Origin of the sequence: Nonomuraea mangrovi, from assembly GCF_042681425.1 — a bacterium.
GTDB lineage: Bacteria > Actinomycetota > Actinomycetes > Streptosporangiales > Streptosporangiaceae > Nonomuraea > Nonomuraea mangrovi.
In genome coordinates this window covers 38,697-60,960 of the sequence record NZ_JBHUFV010000061.1, presented here as the reverse complement: position 1 = coordinate 60,960, position 22,264 = coordinate 38,697, and the positions used below count along the sequence as shown (strand labels likewise).

The following is a 22,264-nucleotide window of genomic DNA, read 5'->3' as shown; positions in this document are numbered from 1 at the left end:
GGTCGAACACTGGGCTCATGTGGTCGCCGTGGCGGCCGGCAACGTGCATACGGCGTCGAACACTGGACGGTCCCACAGCGTCGGCCTCCGCGCGGACGGCGCGGTAATGGCGACGGGCTGGAACGGTGACGGGCAGTGTGACGTCGCGTCATGGCGCGACGTGACCCTTGTCGCCGCGGGCTGGCGCCGCACCTTGGGGCTAGTTGGTGACGGCACCGTGCTGGCCGCGGGGCGGCTCCGCGAGGGAGCATGCAACGTGAGCCAATGGCGTGAGATTGTCGCGTTGGCTTGTGGCGACTGGCATTCGGTGGGCCTCAGAGCCGACGGGACCACCGTTGCCGTTGGCAACGATCGTCGTGGGCAGTGCGTGGTCGACACGTGGCGTGACGTTACCGCCGTCGCCGCCGGCTACCTTCACACGGTCGGTCTCACCAACGACGGACGCGTCTTTGCGGTTGGGGATCAATCGGCGGGTGCCTGTGACGTCAGTGCTTGGAGAGACGTTGTGGCAGTGGCGGCTGGGAGCTACCACACCGTCGGAGTCACCGCAGCTGGCCGAGTCGTGGCCGTGGGCAGCAACGATTCCGGCCAGCGCGACGTAGCCGACTGGCGCGAGATCGTCGCGGTGGCGGCCGGATCCACCCACACTCTCGGACTGCGCGCGGACGGAACGGTTGTCGCCGCCGGAAACAACGAGCATGGTCAGTGCGACATCACCGACTGGGAGGCGATCCGGGTCGCCTGACTAGATAGGGGTGCGGTCAAGGTAAGGCCAACACCCGCCACGAGTTGATCTTGTAGAGCGTTTTCGCAGGCCGGAACGGTCGCTGTGTATCGCTCCGTACGGGCGAAAGGTGATACCAAGACACGGAAGTCGAGGCGCGTCCTGAAGCTCTCCAAGAGGGCGCTGCAGGTCCTCAAGGTTCACAAAGCCAGGGCAGCCGAACGCCTCGCGTCGGGCGAACGGGGGACCGACGACGCCCTCGTATTCCGTCGCGAGGACGGGATCGCGATGGATCGCTGGTACGTCCGTCGCGAGCTCCAGAAGATCACAGATGCGGCGGGGATCGGCCCAGACTGGTGTCCGCGCGAGCTGCGGCACAGCTTCGTCTCGCTGCTGTCCGCGCATGATGTCGCCATAGAGGAGATCTCGCGTCTCGTTGGCCACTCGTCAACGGACGTGACCGAGACCGTCTACCGCCAGGAGATCAGGCCGGCGTTGACCAAGGGCGCTGAAGCCATGGACAAGATCTTCAAGGCCAGGACGGCATGACCGAGTGGCCTGAAAAAAGGGCGCCTCCCTTTCGGAAGACACCCTCATCGACCAGCGAATATCTGGTCGGGACGACAGGATTTGAACCTGCGACCCCTTGACCCCCAGTCAAGTGCGCTACCAAGCTGCGCTACGTCCCGCCAAGCCCCTCGGAACCTTCTCTGGGAGGCGTTCCGCGGCGGCCTTGCGTGGAAAACACTACCACGATCGAAGGCGAGCTCGGGCCGGAGCGGCTGGAGGTGCCTCCGCCGCTCCGGCCGCCCTCGCCGGTCCCCGTCGCTGTGTGGGGCGGGAAACGAACCGCGCCTCCCCCAGGCGCCCCGTGATCACTCCCGGTTCGCGCTCCCGCCTGGACCCAGGATCCCCCCGTCCGGTTGTCAGGACCTTGTAGCCGTTCACAAGCGTCATGAAAGCCCCATGCAGTGAGATCCTTTGAAGGCGGGAGGTAAACGAAGATGGGGACTCTCACGATCGTGCTGCGCGGCGGCGGCGTCAGGCCGGACGCGAGGCTGTCGGTCCGCAGCGGTCTGGACGGCTGGCAGGCGGACGTTCCGTGCGAGTACGTCAGGGGAGCCGACGAGTGGCGCGTCGAGCTTCAGGGCGAGGGCCCCGTGGAGTTCAAGTTCCGCTGCGACGGCGCCTGGGAGCGCGGGCCCAACCGGGTGGTGGACGGCGAGCACGTGGCGACGATGAAGGGCCGCCTGGGCGACCTGTTCGAGCAGCCTGACGACATCCCTGTGGCCGACTCGCTGGCCGCGCGCGTGCATTTTCCTCCGGTCTCGGCCGACCAGCTCTTCGACTACATCGTGGTGGGCAGCGGCACGGGCGGCGGCACGCTGGCGCACCGCCTGATGGCCGACAGTGACGGCGGGGCGCGGGTGCTGGTCCTCGAGGCCGGCGGCTACCTGTTCCCGACGCATGTCGGCAACCTGCCCAGGCGTCACGGCCCCTACGTCAACCGCAGCGTCTGGGACCTGTGGAACCAGTTCAAGGTCAGGCGCTACGACACCGACCAGCCGATGGACGTGGCCCAGGCGTTCTGCCTGGGCGGCAGGTCGCTGTTCTGGGGCGCGCTGGTGCCGCGGATGACGCCGGCCGAGTTCGCGGGGTGGCCGGAGCGGATCGGGCAGGACCTGGAGGGTACCTGGTACGCCAGGGCCGAGGATCTGCTGAACGGCACGGCCATGCCGCAGGACACGCTGTGCGGCGCGATCCAGTCGCTCCTGAAGGGTCACCTGCCCGACCTGGCCGATGACGACGCCATGCTCGCGGCCGAGCACGCCTCGGTGAACGGTCTCGGCATCCCCTCCGGCATCTTCTCCACCGCGGCGCTGCTCATGGAGGACGTGCTGCGCGTCTCGTGGACCGACCGGCTGCACGTCAACCTCCACCACCAGGTCTGCGGGTTCGTCTTCGACGGCGACGCGGTGACCGCGGTCGAGGCGTTCGACCTGGCGGCGGGCGTCCAGCGGACGTACAGGCTCGCCGAGGGCGGCAGCGTGATCCTGGCGGGCGGCACGGTCGGCACCCCGGTGCTCGCCCACAACGCGGGGCTGGAGCACGAGCTGGTCGGGCGCGGCATCACCGACCACCCGACCTACTACTGGAAGTTCTCCGTCAAGGACGGCGCGCCCGGCTACAGCGCGAGGGACGCGGCCAAGCTCCTGCTCAGGGGTACGGCGGGCGAGACGCCGTTCAACGCCGTCGTCGAGATGGGCGTCAACCTCAACCAGTACCACGTGGACGAGGACCTCGACCTCGACGAGGCGGACATGCCGTGCGAGGTCGTCTTCTTCACCGCGGTCCCGCTGGAGGAGCGCAACAGCGTCGAGGTGCGCGGCGAGGGCAGGAGCGCCCGCCCCCGCCTCGTCATGCACCATGTCGAGGTGCCCGGCCTGGAGGAGACCATGGCGGAGGTCGGCGCCGCCGTGATGGCGGCCGTCGGCGGCACGCCGCTGCACCCCCAGCCGATGCGTTCCACGCTCGGCGCGGTGGGCCACGAGGTGGGCACCATGCGCATCGGGGCCGACGCCGCCACCGGCGTGGTCGACCCCGACCTCAGGGTGTACGGCAGGCGCAACCTCTACGTGTGCGACCTGTCGGTCTTCCCGACCTCGCCCGCCGCCAACCCCTCGCTCACCCTGGCCGCGCTCGCGATGCGCTTGTCCGACCGGCTCGTCAACGGCTGACGCGCCGCCGATGAGGGCGGTGGGCCGGTGCCCCGTTCCCTCCCGGTGGCCGCCGTCCTGCCGGCCTGCGGACGGGTGCCTGATCCGCCGCGGGCGGCGGCGCGAACCGTCGCCCCCGGCGGGGCCGTCAGCGGTTGACGGCTACCAGGACCGACAGCGGCGGCAGGTCGTGGATCTCCACGTAGCGGGCCCCGTCGGGCGCGGCGAGTACGGGCACCGTCGACCCGACGGGGTGCTTGGTGCCGCCGCCCAGCTCCGCCGTGTTCGCGACGACGGTGAACGCCGTGACACCCGCGTTGATCCCCGCGTCCACGTGCAGTCTCGCCGTACGGGAGGCGTGGCCCGGGTTGATCACGCACAGCGCCTCGTCGTCGGCGAGGATGCGCGACCAGCCGACCACCTCGCCGGGTTCGGGCGCGGTGAAGGAGCCGTCCTGCCTGCCGAGTCTGCGCAGGTACTGCCGCCCCGCCGACAGGACGGGGTGCTCCTTGCGGGCCCGCAGCAGCATCCTGACGCGCTGGTAGACGTCGTTGTCCTGGTCGAAGACGTGGCGCCCCGAGGTGCCGAAGGGTCCGAAGCCGGGCAGGTCGGGGTCGGGGGCGTGCCCGCCGAGGACGCGTGGATGGTCGGGCCCGAACATCGCCTCGCGCAGGTAGATGTCGCCCGCCAGATCCCTGACGCCCCATCCGGGCAGCCACTTGCGCTCCTCCTGCTCGGGCCCGGTCAGGCCCTGCTCCATGCCGTAGTACAGGCAGGGGATGCCGAGGAGGAACAGCAGCAGGCCCGCGCCGACGACCGTCCGCGAGGGCGAGGACTCGGCGGAGCCGAACCGTGACTGCGGGAAGATCGCCAGGTCGTCGTGGTCGTCGAGCATGGAGACGTAGCGGCTGCCGAGCGCCCTGTGGGTGATGTCGAGCGGCAGCGTGAAGCGGCCGAACAGGTCCTCGGCCCTGGTCTGTCCCTCGGCGACCGAGCGCAGCGTCGCCCGGGTCTCGCCCGTCTCCAGGACGGCCGACAGGTTCTGCCCCACCAGCTTCAGATACTTCTCCTGGATGGTGTCGCCGCCGCCCACCTCGCCGACGATGAGGAAGTTCGACTTGCCGATCTGCTCGGCGTACTCCCTGATCGCCCCGCAGAAGGCGCGCGCGTGTTCGAGCGGGACGTGCTTGAGCGTGTCCACCCGCAGGCCGTCGAGGTCGGCGAGGGCGATCCAGTACTTGTAGATCTGGATCATCGTCTGCAGCCTGCTCGGCATGTCGATGTCGCGGCTGAACCAGTCGGCCCTCCTGTAGGGGGCGTTCGGGTCCTCGTCGCCGCCAGGGCCGAAACTGCCGCCGTCGCCGCCGGCCCGGGTGTAGGCGTCGTGGTGCTGCAGTTCCTCCGGCCAGACCCCGTGGTCGGGCAGCGAGGGCGAGGCCCCGTGCGGCAGCCTGCCGCCCCTACCGTCGCGCCACGCGCCGAAGGCGTAGGCCGGGCTCTCCCTGTACGGCGGGCGCCGCTCGTAGCGCGGCGCCCCCTCCTCACCGAGGTCGTAGTCCCACGTCTCGCCCGAGTGGTTGAGCAGCACGTCGAGGATGACCCTGATGCCGCGCGCGTGCGCCTGCTTCACCAGGTCGACCAGGTCGGCCCGGCTGCCGAGGCGCGGGTCGACCTCGAGGAAGTCCTGCACCGCGTAGCCGTGGTAGTCGTCGGGTTCGGCAGGGGCGCCCTCGACGCCGGCGACGGGGCGCTGCTTCCACACCGGACCGATCCACAGCGCCGTTACGCCCAGATCGTCCAGATACTCCAGCCGTGAAGCGACCCCCGACAGCGTGCCGCCCTGGTAGCGTTCCCGTCCTGATCTGGCCCACCGGTCCCAGCGCCATCCCTGGGGCCTCGCGGCCCACAGGTCGGTCCTGTCCAGGAGCGGGCGCTCGGTCTCCCTGCCGTCGCTGAATCTGTCGGGGAGCAGGAAGTAGATGACCTCACTCCGCCAGTCGACGGGGGAAGGGTGGTAATCCTGCCGCTCAGGCCACGGAGCCTCCCCGATCCTGCGCGGCGCGGATTGGCCGACGATCTCCTCGACGGTCGCCATAGGTGGCGCACCTCCAGATTCGTTTGGTTTCAGCCCAATGTGTGACGCGTTACAGTCGCTTGCAAGCATTCAGAAGGGAAGCGCAGCATGGAAGCCCGCGTGGAGATCGGGATTCTCGGCACGCTCGAGGTCTTGGTCGACGGCGTCCCTGCTGCGCTCGGCGGTCACCAGCGCGCGGCCATCCTCGCGGTGCTGCTGCTCCACCACGGTGACGTGCTCAGCGCCGACCAGCTGATCGACCAGGTGTGGGCTGGTCGTCCGCCGCGCAGCGCCACCAACACCCTGCACGCCCACGTCTCCAGGTTGCGCAGGACGCTGGGCGGCACCGCGCTGCTGCAGTCGCACGGGCCCGGCTACCGTCTGGTGATCGACCCCGAGCGGGTCGACGCGCACCGCTTCGAGAGCCTGGTGACGCGCGGCAGGGACGAGCTGGCCAAACAGGACTGGAGCGAGGCCGTCACCGTGCTCGACAGCGCGCTGGCGTTATGGCGCGGCCCCGCGCTGGCCGACTTCGGCGCCGACCCGTGGGCGCAGTTCGACGCGATCAGGCTGGAGGAGCTGCGTTACGCGGCCGAGGAGGGCCGCACCGACGCCGAACTGGCGCTCGGCCGTCACGCCGAGGTGCTGCCCAGGCTCGAGCAGCGCGTGGCCCGCCATCCGCTCAGGGAACGCTCCGCCGCCCAGCTGATGACCGCGCTCTACCGGTGCGGGCGGCAGGGTGAGGCGCTGAACGTCTACGAGCGCGTGCGCAGGGTCCTGGCCGACGAACTCGGTGTCGACCCCGCTCCCACCCTGCAGGCGCTGCACCAGGCCGTCCTCACCCACGACCCTTCGCTGACCGCTCCCGCCCACACGCAGGGCGCGGCCCCCTCCCGGTCGGCCAGGCCGTCCGCCCCGCGCCGCGTCTCCAACCTGCCCGCCCGCAACCGCGTCTTCTCCGGGCGTGAGGACCTGCTGGCCGAGCTCGGCCGCGCGCTGGCCTCCAGCCGCGCCGTCGCCCTGTACGGCCTGGCCGGCGTCGGCAAGACCCAGGCGGCCGTGGAGTACGCCCACAGGAACGCCGCCGACTACGACGTGACGTGGCGCGCTTCGGCCGCCGAGCCGCTCGCTCTGGCCGGCGCCATGGAGGACCTCGCGCTGCGCCTGGGCGTCCGCGAGCGCGCCGACAGGGGCGAGCTGGTCACCGCGCTGCGCGACAGGCTGGCGGGCATGGGCAGGTGGCTGATCGTCCTCGACGACGTCGAGGACGCCTCCCTCCTCGAACGGCTGCTGCCCGACGGCGGCGAGGGCCACGTGATCATCACCTCGCGCAACCCGGCGTGGGGGCTGCACGCCGTGCCGCTGCGGATCGACCCGTTCTCCAGGGAGGAGTCGGTCGCCTTCCTCGAGCGGCGCCTCGGCCTGCCCGGGCGTTCCTCGGGCGCGCCCGAACTGGCCGACCAGCTCGGAGACCTGCCGTTCGCCCTGGAGCAGGCCGCCGCCTACAGCGAGCAGACCGGCATGACCTTCGAGGAGTACGCCGACCTGTTCCGGCGCAGGGCCGACAAGCTGCTGAGCAGGGCGGGGGAGCGCGACCAGACCTTCTCCACCGCCTGGCAGCTCGCCTTCGAGCGCGTGCGGGCCGCCTCGGCCTCGGCCACCGAGCTGCTCTACCTGTGCGCGTGCCTCGGCGGCGACGGCCTGTCGCTGCGGCTGCTGCGCGGCCTGGCCGGGGTGCTGCCGCCCGCCCTGGAGGCGGCCGTCGCCGACGAGGTCGGCCTGCAGGACGCCATCGCCCACCTGCTGCGCCACTCCCTCGTCGACCGCGACAGGGGACGGCTGCGGATGCACAAGATGGTCAGCGTCGCCGCCATGGCCACGCTGTCGCGGGAGGGCCGGCAGGAGTGGCTGCTGCGCGGCGTCCACCTGGTCGAGGCCACGGCGCCGGCCGATCCGGAGAACCCGACGAACTGGCCGCACTGGGACGAGGTGCTGCCCGGTCTGATCCACCTGGCGGGGCAGTCGGACAACCTCGACACCGTGCCGCCCGCCCTTCCCCAGTTGCTGTGCGGCGCGGGCCGCTACCTGACCACACGCGCGGCCTTCGACAGGGCGGCGTGGCTGTTCGAGACCTCGCTGACGCTGCTGCGACGCGCGGGCGGCTCCGACTCCGATCTCGCGGCCGTGCTGACCGAGCAGGGCAAGCTGCTGGAGGTGGTCGGCGACCTGGAGGGCGCGAGGACCGCGCAGGAGCAGGCGCTCACACTCGCCGAGGGCGCCTTCGGCCCCGAGCATCCGGGCGTCGCCTACGTGCTGAAACGCCTCGGCGACGTGCTGGTCTGCCAGCGGAGGCTGCCCGAGGCCAGGCAGACGCTGGAACGCGGCCACGGCATCCTGGCCGCCCGCGACGACGCCGACGGCAGGGAGCTGGCCAGGATCGGCCGCGACCTGGGCTTCGCCGCGTGGCTCGCCGGTGACCTGGCCGCCGCCCAGCAGTGGCTGACCAGGTCGCTGACCGCCTCCCGCAGCCTGCTCGACCCCGGCCACCCCGACGTCGCCCACGCGCTGTCGGGCCTGGGCCTGGTGCTGCAGGACGCCGGCCGCGCCGAGGAGGCCATCAAGCTGCAGGAGCAGGCGCTGGCGCTGCTGGCCGGCGTCTACGGCGAGGAGCACCCCGAGGTGGCCCACACCCTCGACAAGCTCGGTTACGCGCTGCGCCTGGTGGGCCGCTTCGACGAGGCGAGGATGAGCCACGAGCGCGCGCTCGCCATCCTCGAGGCCTGCTACGGCCCCGTCCACGGCGAGGTCGGCATGCCGCTCACCAACCTCGGCCTGGTCTACCAGGACATCGGCGACCACGACATGGCCCAGGCGCACCAGGAACGGGCCATGAGCGTCTTCTCCTCGGTCTTCGGCCCCGACCACCCGCACGCCCAGCTGGGCGCGCGCAGGCTCGGCGTGGCCAGGCTCCTCGGCGGCCGCGTGGTGGAGGCGAGGGAACTGCTCGAACGGGCCGTGTCCGGCACCGAGCGGGCGCTCGGCCCCGGCCATCCCGACGTGGGGCGCGCCCTGCTCGACCTGGCCGCCGTCCACGAGCACCTCGACGACCTGGCCGCCGCGGCCGAGTGCCGTACGCGCGCGGAGAGGATCCTGTCCGCCGCCTACGGCCCCGACGCCCTCCAGAGCGGCGGAGGCTCGCCGTCGCTGCCCGCCGGATCCGGCTGAGGCCGCCTGGCTTGCCGCGGCAGGGGTAGAGGCCCGGCATGGAGACGCTCGTGGGGACCTCCGGCTGGCAGTACCGCGACTGGCGGGGCGTGCTGTACCCGGAGAAGGTGCCGCAGCGGCTGTGGCTGGAGACCTACACGCAACACTTCCGCACGGTCGAGAGCAACAACGCCTTCTACCGCCTGCCGTCCACGCGGACGTTCGAGGAGTGGGCCGAGCGCACACCCGACGGGTTCGTGATGGCGGTCAAGGCCAGCAGGTACCTCACCCACATCAAGCGGCTGACCGACCCCGAGGAGCCGGTCGAACGGCTGATGGGCGCGGTCGAGGGCCTGAAGGGCAAGCTCGGCCCGATCCTGCTGCAGCTGCCGCCCACGCTCAAGGCCGACCCCGGCAAGCTCGACCGCTGCCTGGCCTGCTTCCCGCGCAGGGTGCGGGTGGCGGTGGAGTTCAGGCATCCCTCGTGGTGGACCGACGAGGTCAGGAGCGTGCTGGAGGCCCGCGAGGCGGCGCTGTGCTGGGCCGACAGGGAGAGCAGGGTGCTGAACCCGCCGTGGCGGACCGCGAGGTGGGGCTACGTCAGGCTGCACGAGGGCAGGGCCACCCCCAGGCCCGCGTACGGCGAGGCCGCGCTCCGAACATGGGCGCGACGCGTGCACGAGGCCGGATGGCGGGAGGCCTACGTCTACTTCAACAACGATCCAGGAGGTGCCGCCGTCCGCAACGCCGCGCGGTTCGCCGAGCTCGTCTAAGGTGGACGGTCATGGTGCGAACCCGCCTTTATCGCGACGGCGTCCTCGTGTCGGAGGGCTTTCCCGTCGCGGAGGTCTCCGACCACGTCTCCGACCCCGGCAACGTCGTCTGGTTCGACCTGTGCGCGCCCACCGCCGCCGACCTGGAGAGCGTCGCCGAGGAACTGGGGCTGCACACGCTGGCGGTGGAGGACGTCTTCCAGGAGCACCAGCGGCCCAAGGTCGACGTCTACGACAGCCACCTGTTCATCACCTCCTACTGGCTGCACCTGGAGGACGGCAGGCTCCACTCCGTCGAGGTCGACGCCTTCGCCACCCGCAACGCCCTGGTGACCGTGCGCGAGAGCGAGCACTTCGACATCGGCAAGGTGACCGCCCGATGGGACGCCGCCGGCGCCCTGGCGAAGAACGGGGTCTCCTTCCTGCTCCACGGCCTGCTCGACTACGTCGTCGACGCGCACTTCGAGCTGGTCGAGCACTTCGACGAGCAGGTCGAGAAGCTGGAGGAGCAGCTGTTCGAGGAGCGCCCGATGACCAGGGAGGACGCCAGGAGGATGTTCACCCTGCGCAAGAACATGGCGGGGCTGCGCAAGGTGGCCGCGCCCATGCGCGAGGTGGTCAACACGCTGTTCCGGCGTGACCAGCTGCTGGCCACGCCGGAGATGGCGCCGTACTACCAGGACCTCTACGACCACGTGCTGCGCGTGGCCGAGTGGACCGAGAACCTGCGTGAACTCATGAGCAACCTCCGTGAGACCCACATGTCACAGCAGGGGTTCAGGCTCAACGAGATCATGAAGAAGCTCACCAGCTGGGCGGCGATCATCGCGGTGCCCACCATGATCACCGGCTACTACGGCCAGAACGTGCCGTACCCGGGGTTCGGGTCGGGCAGCGGGTTCTGGAGTTCGACGATCATCATCGTGATCGCGTCGGGGGTGCTCTACGTGGCGTTCAAAAAGCGGGGCTGGCTCTAGCCGCCATCCAGGCCAGCAACTGCGCGATCGGCCTGGCCTCCTGCCTGCTGCCGTCGCGCAGCCGCAGCGCCGCCTCGCCCAGCCCCGCCTCGGCGGGGCCGACCACCAGCTGGTAGGGCACCAGCCTGTGCGACCTGATGCGCGCCCCCAGGGTGCCGTGGTCGGGCGCCGCCATCGACGCGCGCAGACCCGCTGCCACGCCGCGCCGTACCAGCTCCTCGGCCGCGGGGACCTCGGCGTCGGTGACGGGCAGCACCACCGCCTGGACGGGCGCGAACCAGGCGGGGAAGGCGCCGCCGTGGATCTCCACGAGGTGCGCCATCAGGCGTTCGAGGCTGCCGACCAGGCTCCTGTGCACCATCACGGGCCGGTGGAGCGCCTGGTCGGGGCCGATGTAGGACAGATCGAAGCGGCCGGGCTGGAACAGATCGACCTGGACGGTCGACAGGGTGCTCTCGCGCCCCTGAGGATCGACCACCTGAATGTCGATCTTCGGGCCGTAGAACGAGCCCTCGCCGCGCTCCTCGTCGAAGGCGCGGCCCCGGGCACGCAGCGCCTCCCGCAGGATGGCCTCGGCGCTGCTCCACATGGCGGGGTCGTCGACGTACTTGGCGCCGTCGCCCCTGAGCGAGAGGCGGTAGCGGGCGGGCACGACGCCGAGCTGCCCGTGGGCGGCCTCGATCAGGTCGAGCGCGGCCGACACCTCGGCGGCGGCGGCGTCCAGCGGGCAGAACACGTGGCCGTCGTTGAGCTGGATGGCCCGCACCCTCGACAGTCCGCCCAGCACGCCCGACAGCTCGCCCCTGTACATGCCGCCGAGCTCGGCCAGGCGCAGCGGAAGATCCCTGTGGCTTCGCGGCCTGGCGGCGAACATCAGCGCGTGGTGCGGGCACAGGCTGGGCCGCAGCACGAACTGCTCGCCGCCGACCTCCATCGCGGGGAACATGTCGTCGCTGTAGTGCGCCCAGTGCCCCGATCTCTCGTAGAGCTCGCGCTTGCCGAGCACGGGCGAGTTGACGTGCTGGTAGCCGTTGCGGCGTTCGAGCTCGTGCACGTAGTCCTCGACAGCCCTGCGCACGGCGGCGCCCGCGGGCAGCCAGAACGGCAGTCCCGAGCCGATCAGCGGGTGGGTGTCGAAGAGGTCGAGCTCGCGGCCGAGCCTTCGATGGTCGTTCATGATGAACCCTTCGGAAAACGAGGGCGAACGACCAGCGATCCCCGGGCGTTCGCCCGGGGAGCATGGAATCAGCGCGCCGGGAACGGGTCCGGCGTCGTCGTGACGATGGCGCGCTGCATGGGGGTCATCCTAGCCCAGCGTTGACGATCCTGGTCGTCGAACGGCCGGGGATCATCTCCAGCTCCCAGCAGCGCGCGCCCAGGAGCGCCGCGGCCGCGCACCTGCCGCCCGCGTGCGGATCGCCCGCCGTGTGCGCGAGCGCGCCGGGCTGCATCGGGGCCAGCAGGTCGATGTAGTCCTCGGGGCCGTGCGCCTCCGGCGGGCCGGTCACGATGAACACCCCCGACACCGAGCGCAACTCCGCCAGCACCTCGGCCCGCTCGGCGGCAGGGTTCAGCGGCCTGCTCGGGCCCTTCCACGCGCGCACGCGCGGATCGTCCTCCACGCCGACGACCAGCGGCAGGCCGCGTTCGGCCACCGACCGCAGGTAGCGGACGTGGCCCACGTGCAGGATGTCGAAGACACCCGTCACGACCGCTGCGCCAGGCTGCTCGTACGGCTGCACCCAGACGGCCTCCAGGCTGCTCACGCCCAGGTTCCCCTTCCAGTCGCCTCATCCGATCGCAGCGTACTCGGTCGGCCGCCCCGGTTGACGACCCGCCCGCCGGTGAGGAGGAAGCGCGGATCGACGACGGCCAGGCCGGAGCGTGATGGCGCCGGACCTGATCCGGTTCCGCCCAGCAAGAGCATTCCTACCTTTTCGTGACGCCTCCTGCCCGCGGGGCGCCGCGTCCTTACAAGGTCGCCGCAGTCGGGGAGGTCGCCGTGGAACCGCCGGAGTACGACAGTTGGACCCTGCCAGGAGCACCCGACCAGGTCGCCACGGCCCGCCGCCTGGTGACCACCGCCCTCGGATCCGGACATCCGCTGCACGACGACAGCGTGCTGCTGACCAGCGAGCTGGTCACCAACGCCGTCGTGCACTCCGCCTCGCGTGACGGCGGCACCTTCACCCTGACCGTGCTGTCCACCGGGACGAGGGTGCGCGTGTGCGTCAAGGACGGCGGGTCCGAAGGGCCGCCGTGCGCCTGCCGTACCGCCTCCCCGACCGCGCAGAACGGGCGGGGCCTGCCGTTGCTGGAGGCGCTCAGCCACCGCTGGGGCTACACCAGGGAGAACGGCGTCAACACCGTCTGGTTCGAACTGCTGCTCGTCACCGTGCCCGCGGGCTGGGCGGCGGCGGGCGTCTAGAGGTCGATCACGCACAGGCCCTCCGCGAGGGCCTTGGTGGTGACCCTGGTACGGCTGTCGCAGCCCAGCTTGGCGAAGATGTGCTCCAGGTGGGTGGTGACCGTGCGGACGCTCAGCACGAGGGCGGCGGCGATCTGCGGGTTGGAGTCGCCCGCCGCCACCCTGGTCAGCACCTGCACCTCCCGCCCTGTCAGCTCGTAGGGCAGGCAGCAGGCCCGCTCGGCCACCACCACCCCCTGAAGCTCGCCGTGCGAGCCGACGCCCGCGCGCAGCATCCGCACCTCCCGCCACTGGCCGCCCGAGTCCTGCCAGAGGCCGTGCCTGCTCAGCTCCCGAGAGTCGAGGAAGGCCCGGGCGTGGGCGGCGATGGCCGGGTCGGCGGCCACCACGTCCGACCTGGCCGCGCCCGCCACGTCGCGCACCACGCCGCCGCGGTCGAAGGCCACGGCGGCGAAGCCGCTCGGCAGCCCGACGGGGTCGATCACGCACCGCGTCAGGTCGGTGACGTGGGCCAGCGTCGGCGACAGCGCCGCCATGACCGTCCGCGCGTGCTCGGGGAAGCCGGGCGCCGACAGGTGCAACAACCCCGTGTAGCGGCCCTCGGCCAGCAGCAGCGGCGTGGTCAGCCCCTGCCGCCAGCCGTAGGAGGCCAGCTGCGCGGGGTCCATCGGGTACGGCTCGCTCCCCCCGCCCCGCCGTTCCCTGATGACGGGGACGCCGCTCAGCCCGTCGGAGACCAGGCTGCGGTGCCGTCCCGTGACCGGGTCGAAGGCGACGAACTCGTAGGCGTCCAGCGGGATCACCCGGCGTAGCGCCCGCATCGCGCCATGCGCGCCCTTACGGCCCGCCACCTGGAACCCGACCTCGGCGCAGGCGCTCAGCGTGATCTGATCCACCGCGCCATCATGTCGCATCGCCGCCGATGCCGGCTGTCCAAGGTCGGGTCGGCGGCCAGCCGCGACAGCAGCGCGGGGTCGCCCAGCTGCTCGGCGGCGAAGACCCGCCACTGCCGGCCGAGGCCGGGGTCGGCGGCCAGCCGCGCCTGGTCCTGCCCCCAGAAGACGCGGTGGAAGCCGCCGAGCGTGGGATCGTTGGCCAGCTCGTCCAGCGCCGCCCTGCCGTCCTCGGGGCACCAGTCCTGCAGCAGGAGGCAGGCGAAGACCCTGGGCAGGGCGGGCACCCGCGGATCCCGAAGCGCCGCCCACGCCTGCTCGGGATCCTTGGCGCGGGCCACGTGCGCCATGCGCTCCCACGCCTGGTCCGGCGCGGGAGGAAACGGGTCGGGGGTGCCGGGCCGCAGCTCCTTGAGCCGCTCGAACGCGGCTCTGCGCCATGTCACCCCGACCGTGCCGTCCTCCAGCAGCGCCGCGTACAGGTCGGCCTCGTCCAGATCTCTCGCGCAGGCGAGGCGGTCGTCGTCGTCCATGCTCGGATCGGCGCTGAGCGCCCGCAGCAGTTCGGGCTGCCCGAGGAAGCGCGCGATGCCCAGCCGGTCGTGGCTCCTGTTCGCCGGGTCGGCCGCCTGCCTGCCCAGCAGCGCCCGCCCCTCCTCGGGCGCCACGTCGAGCAGCTCGGCCATGTGCCCGCCCGCGTCGTGGATCGTGAAGCCGCCCACCTCGGGGTCGGCGGCGAGCCGGGCGAGCGCCTCCAGGCCCGCGGACCTGTTCAGCAACGCCAGTGAGGTGGCGGCCAGGACACTGTCGTCGGCCCATTCCCAGCCGAACTCCCTCAGCGCCTCCGGCACCGCCTGGAGGCGGCCTTCGACGACCTCACGCAGCGTCCGCTCGGCCGCCTCCAGCGTCCCGCCGCGGACGGCGACGCCCTCGCGGGCCAGCGCCGCCACCAGCCTGGCGTGGGCCAGGCGGGGCAGCAGGAACCTGTGCGGGACGGGCTCGGTCAGGTCGACACCCCTGTCCTTGAGCAACGCCGCCATGAACAGGTCCAGCGAGTTCTGCCTGCCCGCGCCGAGCATGATCCGCCAGCGGGCCAACCGGCCCGGCCGCCGCTCGGCCAGCCGGCAGGCGGCCAGGTACTCGGCGATCGTCCTGTGCGCGAACGCGAAGCCGCCGGAGCGCTCCACCATGAGACCGCTGCGGCGCAGCATCTCGGCGGGCGCCAGGTCACCGGGGTCGGCGTCCTCGGTGATCACCTTGAGGGCGACGTCCGTCAGCAGCCGCCTGTCGCCTTCCCTGCCCGCCTTGCCCAGCAGGATCCCCACGAACCGCTCGTACAGCTCGGCCCTGGTGGGCGGCAGCGGGTTGCCGGGGGACTCGGCGAACACCAGGCAGATCATGGTGGCGATGAGCGGGACGCGGGCCAGCGGACCGAGCGACAGCCGCGTCATGAAGCGCTCGACCATGGCGGGCACGTCGTCCAGGCCCAGCGCGGTGAACCAGCGCGTGGCCAGGACGGGGAGCTGGGCGTCGGCGAGGGGCTGGATCTCCACGACGGGGAAGCGCTCGCCGTACAGGACGGACAGCTCGGCCTGGGGCAGCGGGCGGCTGGTGACCACGAACCTGTAGCGGTCGTCGCGCCACCACCTCGCCACGGCGCGCAGCACCCGCGCCCGCGCCTCCTGCCCCTGGAGCTCGTCCACGCCGTCGACCAGCACCAGCCACGGCACGCCTGGCGCGGCATGCCGGGCCAGGAGCTCCGCCAGGTCGAGATCGTCCACGCTGGATCCGAGCGTCGCGTAGACGCCTTCGGCCAGGGCCCTCGGCAGCGGCAGGTCGCCGGCCAGCGCCGCCGCGGGGACGAGCACGGGTACCCGCCGGTCGTCGGCCGCCAGTGCCAGCAGGTGCCTGAGCAGACTCGACTTGCCGGCACCTGGCCCGCCGACCACGAGGCCGCCGCCGTACTCGTCGACCAGGGACGCCGCGTCGAGGTGGCGGGCCGGGCCCGTGGCCGCCAGCGCGTCGGCCTGCTGGCTGACGTAGACGGTGTCGAGGCGGGGCGCGAACGCGACGCCCAGGCCGTACGGATGGCGGCCCGCCTCCGTGCGCGCGGCGGCCAGATACGAGCGCACCCTCGGGCCGAGCGCCTGCCAGCCGCCGGCGCCGATCTGCTCGTCGTCCAGCAGGCCGAGCCAGCCGGGCGCGGTCGACAGCGACGGCAGCGCGCTCCTGATCACGGGGACGGGCACGAGCCTGGCGCCTGGAGGCCCGCCCGCGGGTTGGTCGGAGCGGCGCAGCAGGCCGCACACCCCGCCCGTGCGCCAGTTCAGCACGGGCGCGCCGCTGAAGCCCTCCATGGCGCGTCCGTGCGTCACCCTCAGCAGGTCGTCCCTGCCGCGCAGGCGTGAGGGGCCGTCGTAACGGAAGGAGACCGAATCGCCCGAGCGGTAGGGGCCGCCAGGGAAGCCGAACGCCCACAGCTCGTCGCCGGGCTCGGCCTCGGCCGACAGCCCCGCCCACAGGTCCGCCACCTCGCCGTCGCAGCGCAACAGCGCCAGATCGAGATCGGGCAGCCACTCGGCCACCCGGAGGGAGAGCTCCCGCTCGTTCCAGCGCCCCGTGACGGGGTCATCGGGGTCACTCACGACGTGCGCGCAGGTCAGGACCTCGCCGGGCCCCACGAACACTCCCGAGCCGACCAGGTCGCCCGACTCCAGCGCCACGCAGACCGAGCGAGTCGCGGCCGCGAGCCGCGCCCTCACGTGGCGGGCTCCTCCCATTCGAGCGTCACCTTGATGGAGGAGGTCGCGCTGCCCTTGCCGAGCACCGCCACCAGACTGCCGGTCTCCGCGGCCACCTCGCAGCCGAACTCCACGGAGAAGCGCGACGCGCCGCTCTTCTTCAGCGACTCCGTCAGCGAGGAGGAGAAACGGGTGAGGGCGTCGGTCACGTCCTGGAGGGAGGCGGCGGTGCGGCGACCGGCGATCTCGCGCTCCGCGCCGTCCCCGGTGACCTCGACGTACATCTCCACTCCCTCGCCAAGGGAGATCGGCATTCTGTCTCGCACGAGATCAACTGTGGCCCAAACGCCGTCCGGGCGCCAGGTCGAACTCCGCACGGAAGGACGGGGCCGGTGCTCTGATTGCCTCCACCGTCCGGCTCGTGACAGGTTGGATGACCATGAACCGAGACGGGGGTACGCGCGGGTGATGACCAGGATGGCCGGTTGGGTGACCGAGGCGTTCGCCCCCCAGGTGCTGGTGATCGCCATGCCTCCCGCCGTCGGGCTGATCGCCCAGGGCTGGAGCGGCGCCGCCTGGGGGCTGCTCGCCTCCGCCCTCTGCGGCGGCGTGCCCGCCACCGTCATCGCCGTCGGTGTCCGCATGGGACGGCTCGACTCCCGCCACCTGGTCGACAGGTCCCGCCGTACGGGACCGCTGCTGGCGGCCGTGGCAGCCGTGCTCGTCGCGCTGGTCCTGCTGGTCCTGCTGGGCGCCCCCACCCTTCTGGTCGCCACCGTCACCGCGATGCTGGCCGCCCTCGCGGTCACCGTGCCGGTGACGCTGCGCTGGAAGATCTCCTTCCACGCGGCCGTGTCGGCCGGAACCGCCGTGGTCCTGGCCCACGTGCTCCCGCCTGTTCCGACGGCGCTGGTGGGCGGCGCGCTGGTGGGCCTGGTGTGCTGGGCCCGCGTCCGCCTCGCCCACCACAGTCCCGCCCAGGTGATCGCGGGCGCGCTGGTGGGCGTCGCGACCACGTGGGGCACCCTGGCCGCCTTCGGCGTGTGACGCGCCTCCACATGAGGCCGCGATGACGACGGGCGGGCGTCGTCATCGCGGGGTCTCGATACCGTCAGGTGGTCGCGGGCTCGGCACCGCCGGCTCGCCTGACCACCGTGCCGGCCACCGCGTGACCGCCTTCACACGGCACCCCGAGGACGGCGGCGTCCGCCACGGCAGGGTGGCTGGTCAGGACGTGCTCGATCGGGTGGGCGTAGACGCCGTCGGCCGGCCTGTTGTCGACGCGGTCGACGAGGAACAGGTAGCCGTCGGCGTTCAGGTGGCCGAGGTCGCCGGTGCGGACCCAGCCGTCGCGCAGCGTCGCGGCGGTGCGCGCGGGATCGCCGACGTATCCGCTCATGATCTGGGTCGACTGCACCCACACCTCGCCGACCTGGCCGACCCGCAGCGCGCGGCCCTCCAGGTCGCGCACGCACACCTCGACGCCCTCGAGGGGCCGCCCGACCGAGGTCACCCGGTCGGGGCGCAGATGGTCGAGCGGCGACAGGGTGGTGACGAAGCCGGCCTCGGTGAGCCCGTAGCACTGCAGTGCCACGGGTCCGAGCCCCATCACCACCTCCCTGCTGCGCGTCGGCACCGCGGCCGCGCCGCCGTACAGCACCAGCCTCAGGGTGCCGGGTCCCTCGCCGAGCGCCACGGGTCCCATCCGGCCTGCCAGCTCGTACAGCTCGATCGGCCGGCCCGCCAGGGTGTGCGTGACGCCCTCCCCGGCGATCATCTCGTGTTCGCGGCCCACGTCGGCGTCGTCCAGCAGGACCGCGGTGCCGCCCGTCGCCAGCGTCCACAGCACGAGCTGGTCGGGCACGTAGTGGCCGGGCGCCACGAGGAAGCGCCACGGCTCGGGCGCGAGCGTCGCCCGCGCCGCCGCCAGGTGCGCCCGCTCGGCCCTCTGGCTGAAGGCGACGGCCTTTGCGCCGCCTGTGGTGCCGTTGGTGAACGCCACCGCGGACAGCGACTCGGGCAGCACCTTCGGCGGGCCGACGAGGCCGCCGTGCGGCGTCGAGAACAGGTCCGCGTCGAGCCGGTAGACGATCGGCACGGGGTAGGCGTCGAGCAGCCGCTCGGCGTCGTCCTGCCGGCAAGGCTCGTGGAGCAGGACCGTGGTGCCGAGCATGCGCATGGTCTTGACCGCGGCCTCGATCGGCAGTCCCGGCAGCAGGTGGACGACGGGGCAGCCGAGCTCGAGCATCACGAGCCTGGCGACGGTGCTCTCGGGCTGCCGGCCCGACATGCAGGCGATCGTGTCGCCGCGCCGTACCCCGCGGGCCCGCAGCACGGCCGCCGCGCCCGCCACCATCTCCAGCACGTCGTCGCCGGTCAGACGGCGCCGCCCGCACACCAGCACGTCACGCGGGCCCGCCGCCCTGACGCCCGCGAAGACGCTCTGGCCGAGGCTCATTCCGCCCTCCTTCCGAGGACCACGGGCAGGTGCCTGGTGCTGTTGCCCAGCACGGTGCCGAGCGGCCGCCAGCCGTTCTCCTGGTTGGCCAGCCGGATGTCGGGGAAGGCCGCGAACAGCGCGGCCAGCGCCACCTCGCCCTCCAGCCTCGCCAGCGGCGCCCCCAGGCAGAAGTGCGATCCGTGCCCGAACGACAGGTGGCTGGGCGTGGGGGCGGTCACATCGAACCGGTCGGCCCGCTCCCCGTAGCGGTCGGGATCGCGGCCCGCCGAGGCGAAGCAGCCGATGACGGCCTCGCCCTTGCGCACCGGCACCCCTTCGATCTCGAGATCCCGTACGGCGTAGCGCATCGGGAAGTGCGCGATCGGCGAGTCCCACCGCATGGTCTCCTCGACCACCGCGCTCCACGGCCACGCCCCCGAGCGGACCGCGGCGAGCTGCTCGGGATGCGTCAGCATGACCCGGGAGGCGTTGGTGATGAGGTTGACGGTCGTCACGTGCCCCGCGATGAACAGCAATTCGACCGTGTCCAGCACCTCCGATCGGGTGAGCCGCGCGTCGCCCTCCTGCTCGGAGGCGGCGATCAGGTCGGTGATCAGATCCTCGCCCGGCGTCTCGCGCCGCATCTCGATGATCTCGTCGAGCAGCCTGTACAGCTGTTTGCGGGCGTCGGTGACGTCGTCGGGGGTGTCGCCGACCCTGGCGGCCACGTCGGTGAGCTCGTGGAGTTCGTCCCGCAGTGAGGGCGGGACGCCCATCAGCTCGGAGATGACGTCGCGCGGTATCGGATAGGCGAACTCCAGCCGCAGGTCGACAGGGCCCGGCGGCATGGCCGCCAGCCGGTCGATGTGATGGGCGACGAACTCGGCGATCCTCGGACGCAGCTCCTGCACCCTGCGGGCGGTGAACGACCTGGACACCGGTGAGCGCAGCCGGTGGTGGTCCTCACCCTCCGCGTTCAGCATGGACGTGTCGAACGCGAGCCTGCTGACCGCGGTGTCGAGGGGCGCGGCGGCCTTGGCCGCCGGGTCCCAGTATCTGATGTCCCTGGACAGGTCGGGGTGGGTGAGGACGACGGCCAGCGTGGCGTAGCGGGTGGCCGCCCACGCGCGCACCCCCTCGACCTCCACCGGGATCAGCGGTCCCGCCTCCCGCAGCCGCACGTTGTCGGCGTGCACGTCGGGGGTGGCGGGGTCGAGGACGAATTCGGCGTGTTCGATGTCCATGGTCACCCCACTCGGTCTGGCCTTGCGGTCAGCATGGTCGTGTCGAACCCGGGATCCTTTCCGAGATAGAGGTCGCGCACCAGCTCGCCCGCAGCGGGCGCGTTGCACAGGCCGTGGCCGGAGAAGCCCGCCGCGTACAGGAACGCGGGCGGCCCTGGCAGGTGGCCGATGAACGCGGTGCGGTCGGGGCTGGCGTCGCGGACGCCGGTGACGGCCGTGTACAGCCCGGACCCCGTCAGGCTCGGATAGACGACGGCGAGCTGGGCGGCGACGCGCCGCCGCCACGCGCCTCTGTCGGGACCCGGGTAGCCCATGCCGATCAGCAGCCCGTCGCCGCGCATTCGTACCAGCAGGCCGCTGGCGGCGTGCAGGGTGATCGGGATGTCCGGCATGGGCGGCAGCGGATCGGTCGTGAGCAGTTCCTGGACGATCGGCTCGGTGAGCGGCAGGTCCACTCCCGCCGAGCGGGCGAGTGGGGCCGACCACGCGCCGGCGGCGCACACGACGGCGTCGGCCGTGATCGCGCCGCCGGCGGTCTCCACCCTGCCCGCGTCGGCGTCGATGGCCGTGACGGGGACGCCGGTCAGCAGCCGCGCACCGGCCCGCCTGGCCGCCTCCGCGTAGCCGTCGACGATCGCGGCGGTGTCGGAGACGTACGCCTCGGCCGACCAGGCGGCCGCCAGCAGCGGCAGGTCGCCGCTGATGAGCGGGTTGAGCCGCCTGGCCTGGTCGGCGTCGATCAGCTCGACGTCGACTCCCGCCGCCCGCTGGGCGGGCAGGTCGGCCTCGAAGGCCGCTATCTGGTGCTGTTCGGTGAACAGCACCAGATAGCCGACGCGCCGCAGCGGCAGGTCGAGGCCCGGCCGGATGGAGAAGTCGCGATAGGCGGAAAGGCTCCGCACGGCCATCGCCGAGCTCACCGGGTTGCCGGCGAAGTAGGCGCGCACGACGTCCGCCGTGGCCCGCGACGCGCCCGATCCGAGCGCGTCGCGTTCGAGCAGCATGGTGCCGACGCCGGCCTCCGCCAGGTGGTAGGCGATCGACAGTCCGATCACCCCGCCGCCGACGACCACGACCTGTGCGTGGGTGGTCATGCGACCGCGCTCTCACGGCGCAGGTGGTCGCCCAGCTGCCACGGGAACAGGTGCAGGTTCCAACCGCCGAGGCAGTTGACGTAGAGCGCCATGTGCGCCATGAGGGCGACGAAGTCGTCGCGGTCGTCGATTCTGTCGATGCGATCGAGGACGCGCTGGGTGAAGGACCACACCTTCTCCAGGCCGCAGTACCCGAGGAACTCTCCGGGGGTGGCGATCAGGAGGCGCGCCATGTGGCGCAGCGCCTCCAGCGACATGTTCTCGTAGGCGGCGCGCACCAGGCCGCCGTAGCTGGCGTAGCCCAGAGGGCGGGTCTCGCCGTTGACGAACAGCACCGTCGTCAGGACGGTCTGGAAGCTGCCCGCCCCCGAGGGGATGCGGCCTTCGTGCAGGTCGACGAGTTCCTGTGGCGGCTCCAGCCAGTTCCGTTCGGTCTCGGCGTGCAGGTCGCCGATCAGCGCGTCGGTCTCCTGGTCGCGGGCCTTCAGGCGCGGCAGGCTGTGCCCGCCGGCCCCGCCCGCCCTGCGTACTTCGGCGATGACGGGCTTCTTGGTCGTGTAGACCGCCTCCCACACCGCGTGGCCCGCCTCGACGAGCGAGTCGAGGTCGTCGGGGAGGATCCTGCCGATCGGGGTGGCGGGCATCGGCTCGGTCAGCTCGCCGTACTTGATGCCGAGGTGCTGCAGGCGCGAGGCGAAGATCGTGCCGTCGGGTTCGAAGCGCCGGTCGTCGACCTTGTAGGTGGCCGCTTGGTGCAGCAGCCCGTGGACCGGGGCGACGTGGTAGAGGTGGTGACCCGCCACCAGGGCGTGGCCCTGCAGGCTGCGGTACGGCAGCGCGTCCCACAGGCTTTGCGCGAGAGCGGCGTTGCGCTCATCGAGTTCGGCGGTCACGGTGATGCCTAGTCCGGGCCAGCCGATTTCTACGCGTTTCGGATTAGTCACAGTATGTGATG

General features: G+C 72.0%; 18 protein-coding genes and 1 tRNA gene. 8 read left to right on the top strand and 11 right to left on the bottom strand.

Annotated elements, in window-relative coordinates:
• The first annotated feature begins 19 nt into the window (after positions 1–19).
• The gene (locus ACFSKW_RS39130) at positions 20–745 is read left to right on the top strand and encodes an RCC1 domain-containing protein (protein ID WP_379580235.1); all 726 of its coding nucleotides are present in this window, start codon (positions 20–22) and stop codon (positions 743–745) included.
• 84 nt (positions 746–829) lie between these two features.
• Positions 830–1,273, top strand: coding sequence for a tyrosine-type recombinase/integrase (locus tag ACFSKW_RS39125; RefSeq protein ID WP_379578740.1), 444 nt, complete (start codon positions 830–832; stop codon positions 1,271–1,273).
• Positions 1,274–1,336: 63 nt separating this feature from the next.
• On the opposite strand, the gene ACFSKW_RS39120 is transcribed toward ACFSKW_RS39125, so the two are convergent.
• Positions 1,337–1,413 (bottom strand) — tRNA-Pro (locus tag ACFSKW_RS39120).
• Positions 1,414–1,728: 315 nt separating this feature from the next.
• Between ACFSKW_RS39120 and ACFSKW_RS39115 the strand changes: the two genes are divergently transcribed.
• The gene (locus ACFSKW_RS39115) at positions 1,729–3,462 is read left to right on the top strand and encodes a GMC oxidoreductase (protein ID WP_379578738.1); all 1,734 of its coding nucleotides are present in this window, start codon (positions 1,729–1,731) and stop codon (positions 3,460–3,462) included.
• A 127-nt stretch (positions 3,463–3,589) separates the two neighbouring features.
• Here ACFSKW_RS39115 and ACFSKW_RS39110 read toward each other — a convergent pair whose 3' ends face one another.
• Positions 3,590–5,536: an alpha-amylase family glycosyl hydrolase gene (locus ACFSKW_RS39110; protein WP_379578736.1), complete on the bottom strand. Its 1,947-nt coding sequence runs from the start codon at positions 5,534–5,536 to the stop codon at positions 3,590–3,592.
• A gap of 87 nt (positions 5,537–5,623) precedes the next feature.
• Between ACFSKW_RS39110 and fxsT the strand changes: the two genes are divergently transcribed.
• The 3 genes from fxsT to ACFSKW_RS39095 are packed head-to-tail and all read left to right on the top strand — an operon-like array spanning position 5,624 to position 10,469.
• The gene (fxsT, locus tag ACFSKW_RS39105) at positions 5,624–8,740 is read left to right on the top strand and encodes an FxSxx-COOH system tetratricopeptide repeat protein (protein ID WP_379578734.1); all 3,117 of its coding nucleotides are present in this window, start codon (positions 5,624–5,626) and stop codon (positions 8,738–8,740) included.
• A gap of 38 nt (positions 8,741–8,778) precedes the next feature.
• Positions 8,779–9,492, top strand: coding sequence for a DUF72 domain-containing protein (locus ACFSKW_RS39100; protein WP_379578733.1), 714 nt, complete (start codon positions 8,779–8,781; stop codon positions 9,490–9,492).
• Positions 9,493–9,503: 11 nt separating this feature from the next.
• Positions 9,504–10,469 (top strand): magnesium transporter CorA family protein, encoded by a 966-nt coding sequence (locus tag ACFSKW_RS39095; protein WP_379578731.1) that lies wholly within the window; start codon positions 9,504–9,506, stop codon positions 10,467–10,469.
• Here the strand turns inward: ACFSKW_RS39095 and thrS are convergent.
• Positions 10,447–11,646: a threonine--tRNA ligase gene (thrS, locus tag ACFSKW_RS39090; RefSeq protein ID WP_379578729.1), complete on the bottom strand. Its 1,200-nt coding sequence runs from the start codon at positions 11,644–11,646 to the stop codon at positions 10,447–10,449. The genes ACFSKW_RS39095 and thrS overlap by 23 nt on opposite strands.
• 124 nt (positions 11,647–11,770) lie before the next feature.
• Positions 11,771–12,235: an adenylyltransferase/cytidyltransferase family protein gene (locus ACFSKW_RS39085; protein ID WP_379578727.1), complete on the bottom strand. Its 465-nt coding sequence runs from the start codon at positions 12,233–12,235 to the stop codon at positions 11,771–11,773.
• A 236-nt stretch (positions 12,236–12,471) separates the two neighbouring features.
• On the opposite strand from ACFSKW_RS39085, the gene ACFSKW_RS39080 reads away from it, so the two are divergent.
• A complete protein-coding gene (locus tag ACFSKW_RS39080; protein ID WP_379578725.1) occupies positions 12,472–12,897 on the top strand; it encodes an ATP-binding protein in 426 nt (141 codons plus the stop codon).
• On the opposite strand, the gene ACFSKW_RS39075 is transcribed toward ACFSKW_RS39080, so the two are convergent.
• Genes ACFSKW_RS39075 through ACFSKW_RS39065 form a run of 3 tightly spaced genes read right to left on the bottom strand, consistent with a single transcriptional unit; the run spans position 12,894 to position 16,857 of the window.
• On the bottom strand, positions 12,894–13,793 hold the full coding sequence (locus ACFSKW_RS39075) for a helix-turn-helix transcriptional regulator (RefSeq protein ID WP_379578723.1): 900 nt from the start codon (positions 13,791–13,793) through the stop codon (positions 12,894–12,896). The two genes, ACFSKW_RS39080 and ACFSKW_RS39075, sit on opposite strands and share 4 nt — an antisense overlap.
• Positions 13,775–16,552, bottom strand: a complete 2,778-nt coding sequence (locus ACFSKW_RS39070) for a trypsin-like peptidase domain-containing protein (RefSeq protein ID WP_379578721.1) — start codon at positions 16,550–16,552, stop codon at positions 13,775–13,777. Before ACFSKW_RS39070 ends, ACFSKW_RS39075 begins: the two co-directional genes overlap by 19 nt.
• Complete coding sequence (locus ACFSKW_RS39065) at positions 16,549–16,857, bottom strand: CU044_2847 family protein (protein ID WP_379578719.1); 309 nt, start codon at positions 16,855–16,857, stop codon at positions 16,549–16,551. The genes ACFSKW_RS39070 and ACFSKW_RS39065 overlap by 4 nt, the downstream gene beginning before the upstream one ends.
• Positions 16,858–16,999: 142 nt before the next feature.
• Between ACFSKW_RS39065 and ACFSKW_RS39060 the strand changes: the two genes are divergently transcribed.
• A complete protein-coding gene (locus ACFSKW_RS39060; RefSeq protein ID WP_379578718.1) occupies positions 17,000–17,578 on the top strand; it encodes a phosphatase PAP2 family protein in 579 nt (192 codons plus the stop codon).
• A gap of 64 nt (positions 17,579–17,642) precedes the next feature.
• Here the strand turns inward: ACFSKW_RS39060 and ACFSKW_RS39055 are convergent, their stop codons facing one another.
• Genes ACFSKW_RS39055 through ACFSKW_RS39040 form a run of 4 tightly spaced genes read right to left on the bottom strand, consistent with a single transcriptional unit; the run spans position 17,643 to position 22,253 of the window.
• A complete protein-coding gene (locus ACFSKW_RS39055; RefSeq protein ID WP_379578716.1) occupies positions 17,643–18,989 on the bottom strand; it encodes a class I adenylate-forming enzyme family protein in 1,347 nt (448 codons plus the stop codon).
• Entirely contained in the window at positions 18,986–20,215 is a 1,230-nt protein-coding gene (locus ACFSKW_RS39050) for a cytochrome P450 family protein (protein ID WP_379578714.1), read from the bottom strand. The genes ACFSKW_RS39055 and ACFSKW_RS39050 overlap by 4 nt, the downstream gene beginning before the upstream one ends.
• 2 nt (positions 20,216–20,217) lie before the next feature.
• The gene (locus ACFSKW_RS39045) at positions 20,218–21,309 is read right to left on the bottom strand and encodes an NAD(P)/FAD-dependent oxidoreductase (protein WP_379578712.1); all 1,092 of its coding nucleotides are present in this window, start codon (positions 21,307–21,309) and stop codon (positions 20,218–20,220) included.
• Positions 21,306–22,253 carry a cucumopine synthase-related protein gene (locus ACFSKW_RS39040; RefSeq protein ID WP_379578710.1) on the bottom strand — a complete coding sequence of 316 codons (948 nt, stop codon included), beginning with the start codon at positions 22,251–22,253 and terminating at the stop codon, positions 21,306–21,308. Before ACFSKW_RS39040 ends, ACFSKW_RS39045 begins: the two co-directional genes overlap by 4 nt.
• Positions 22,254–22,264 lie beyond the last annotated feature (11 nt).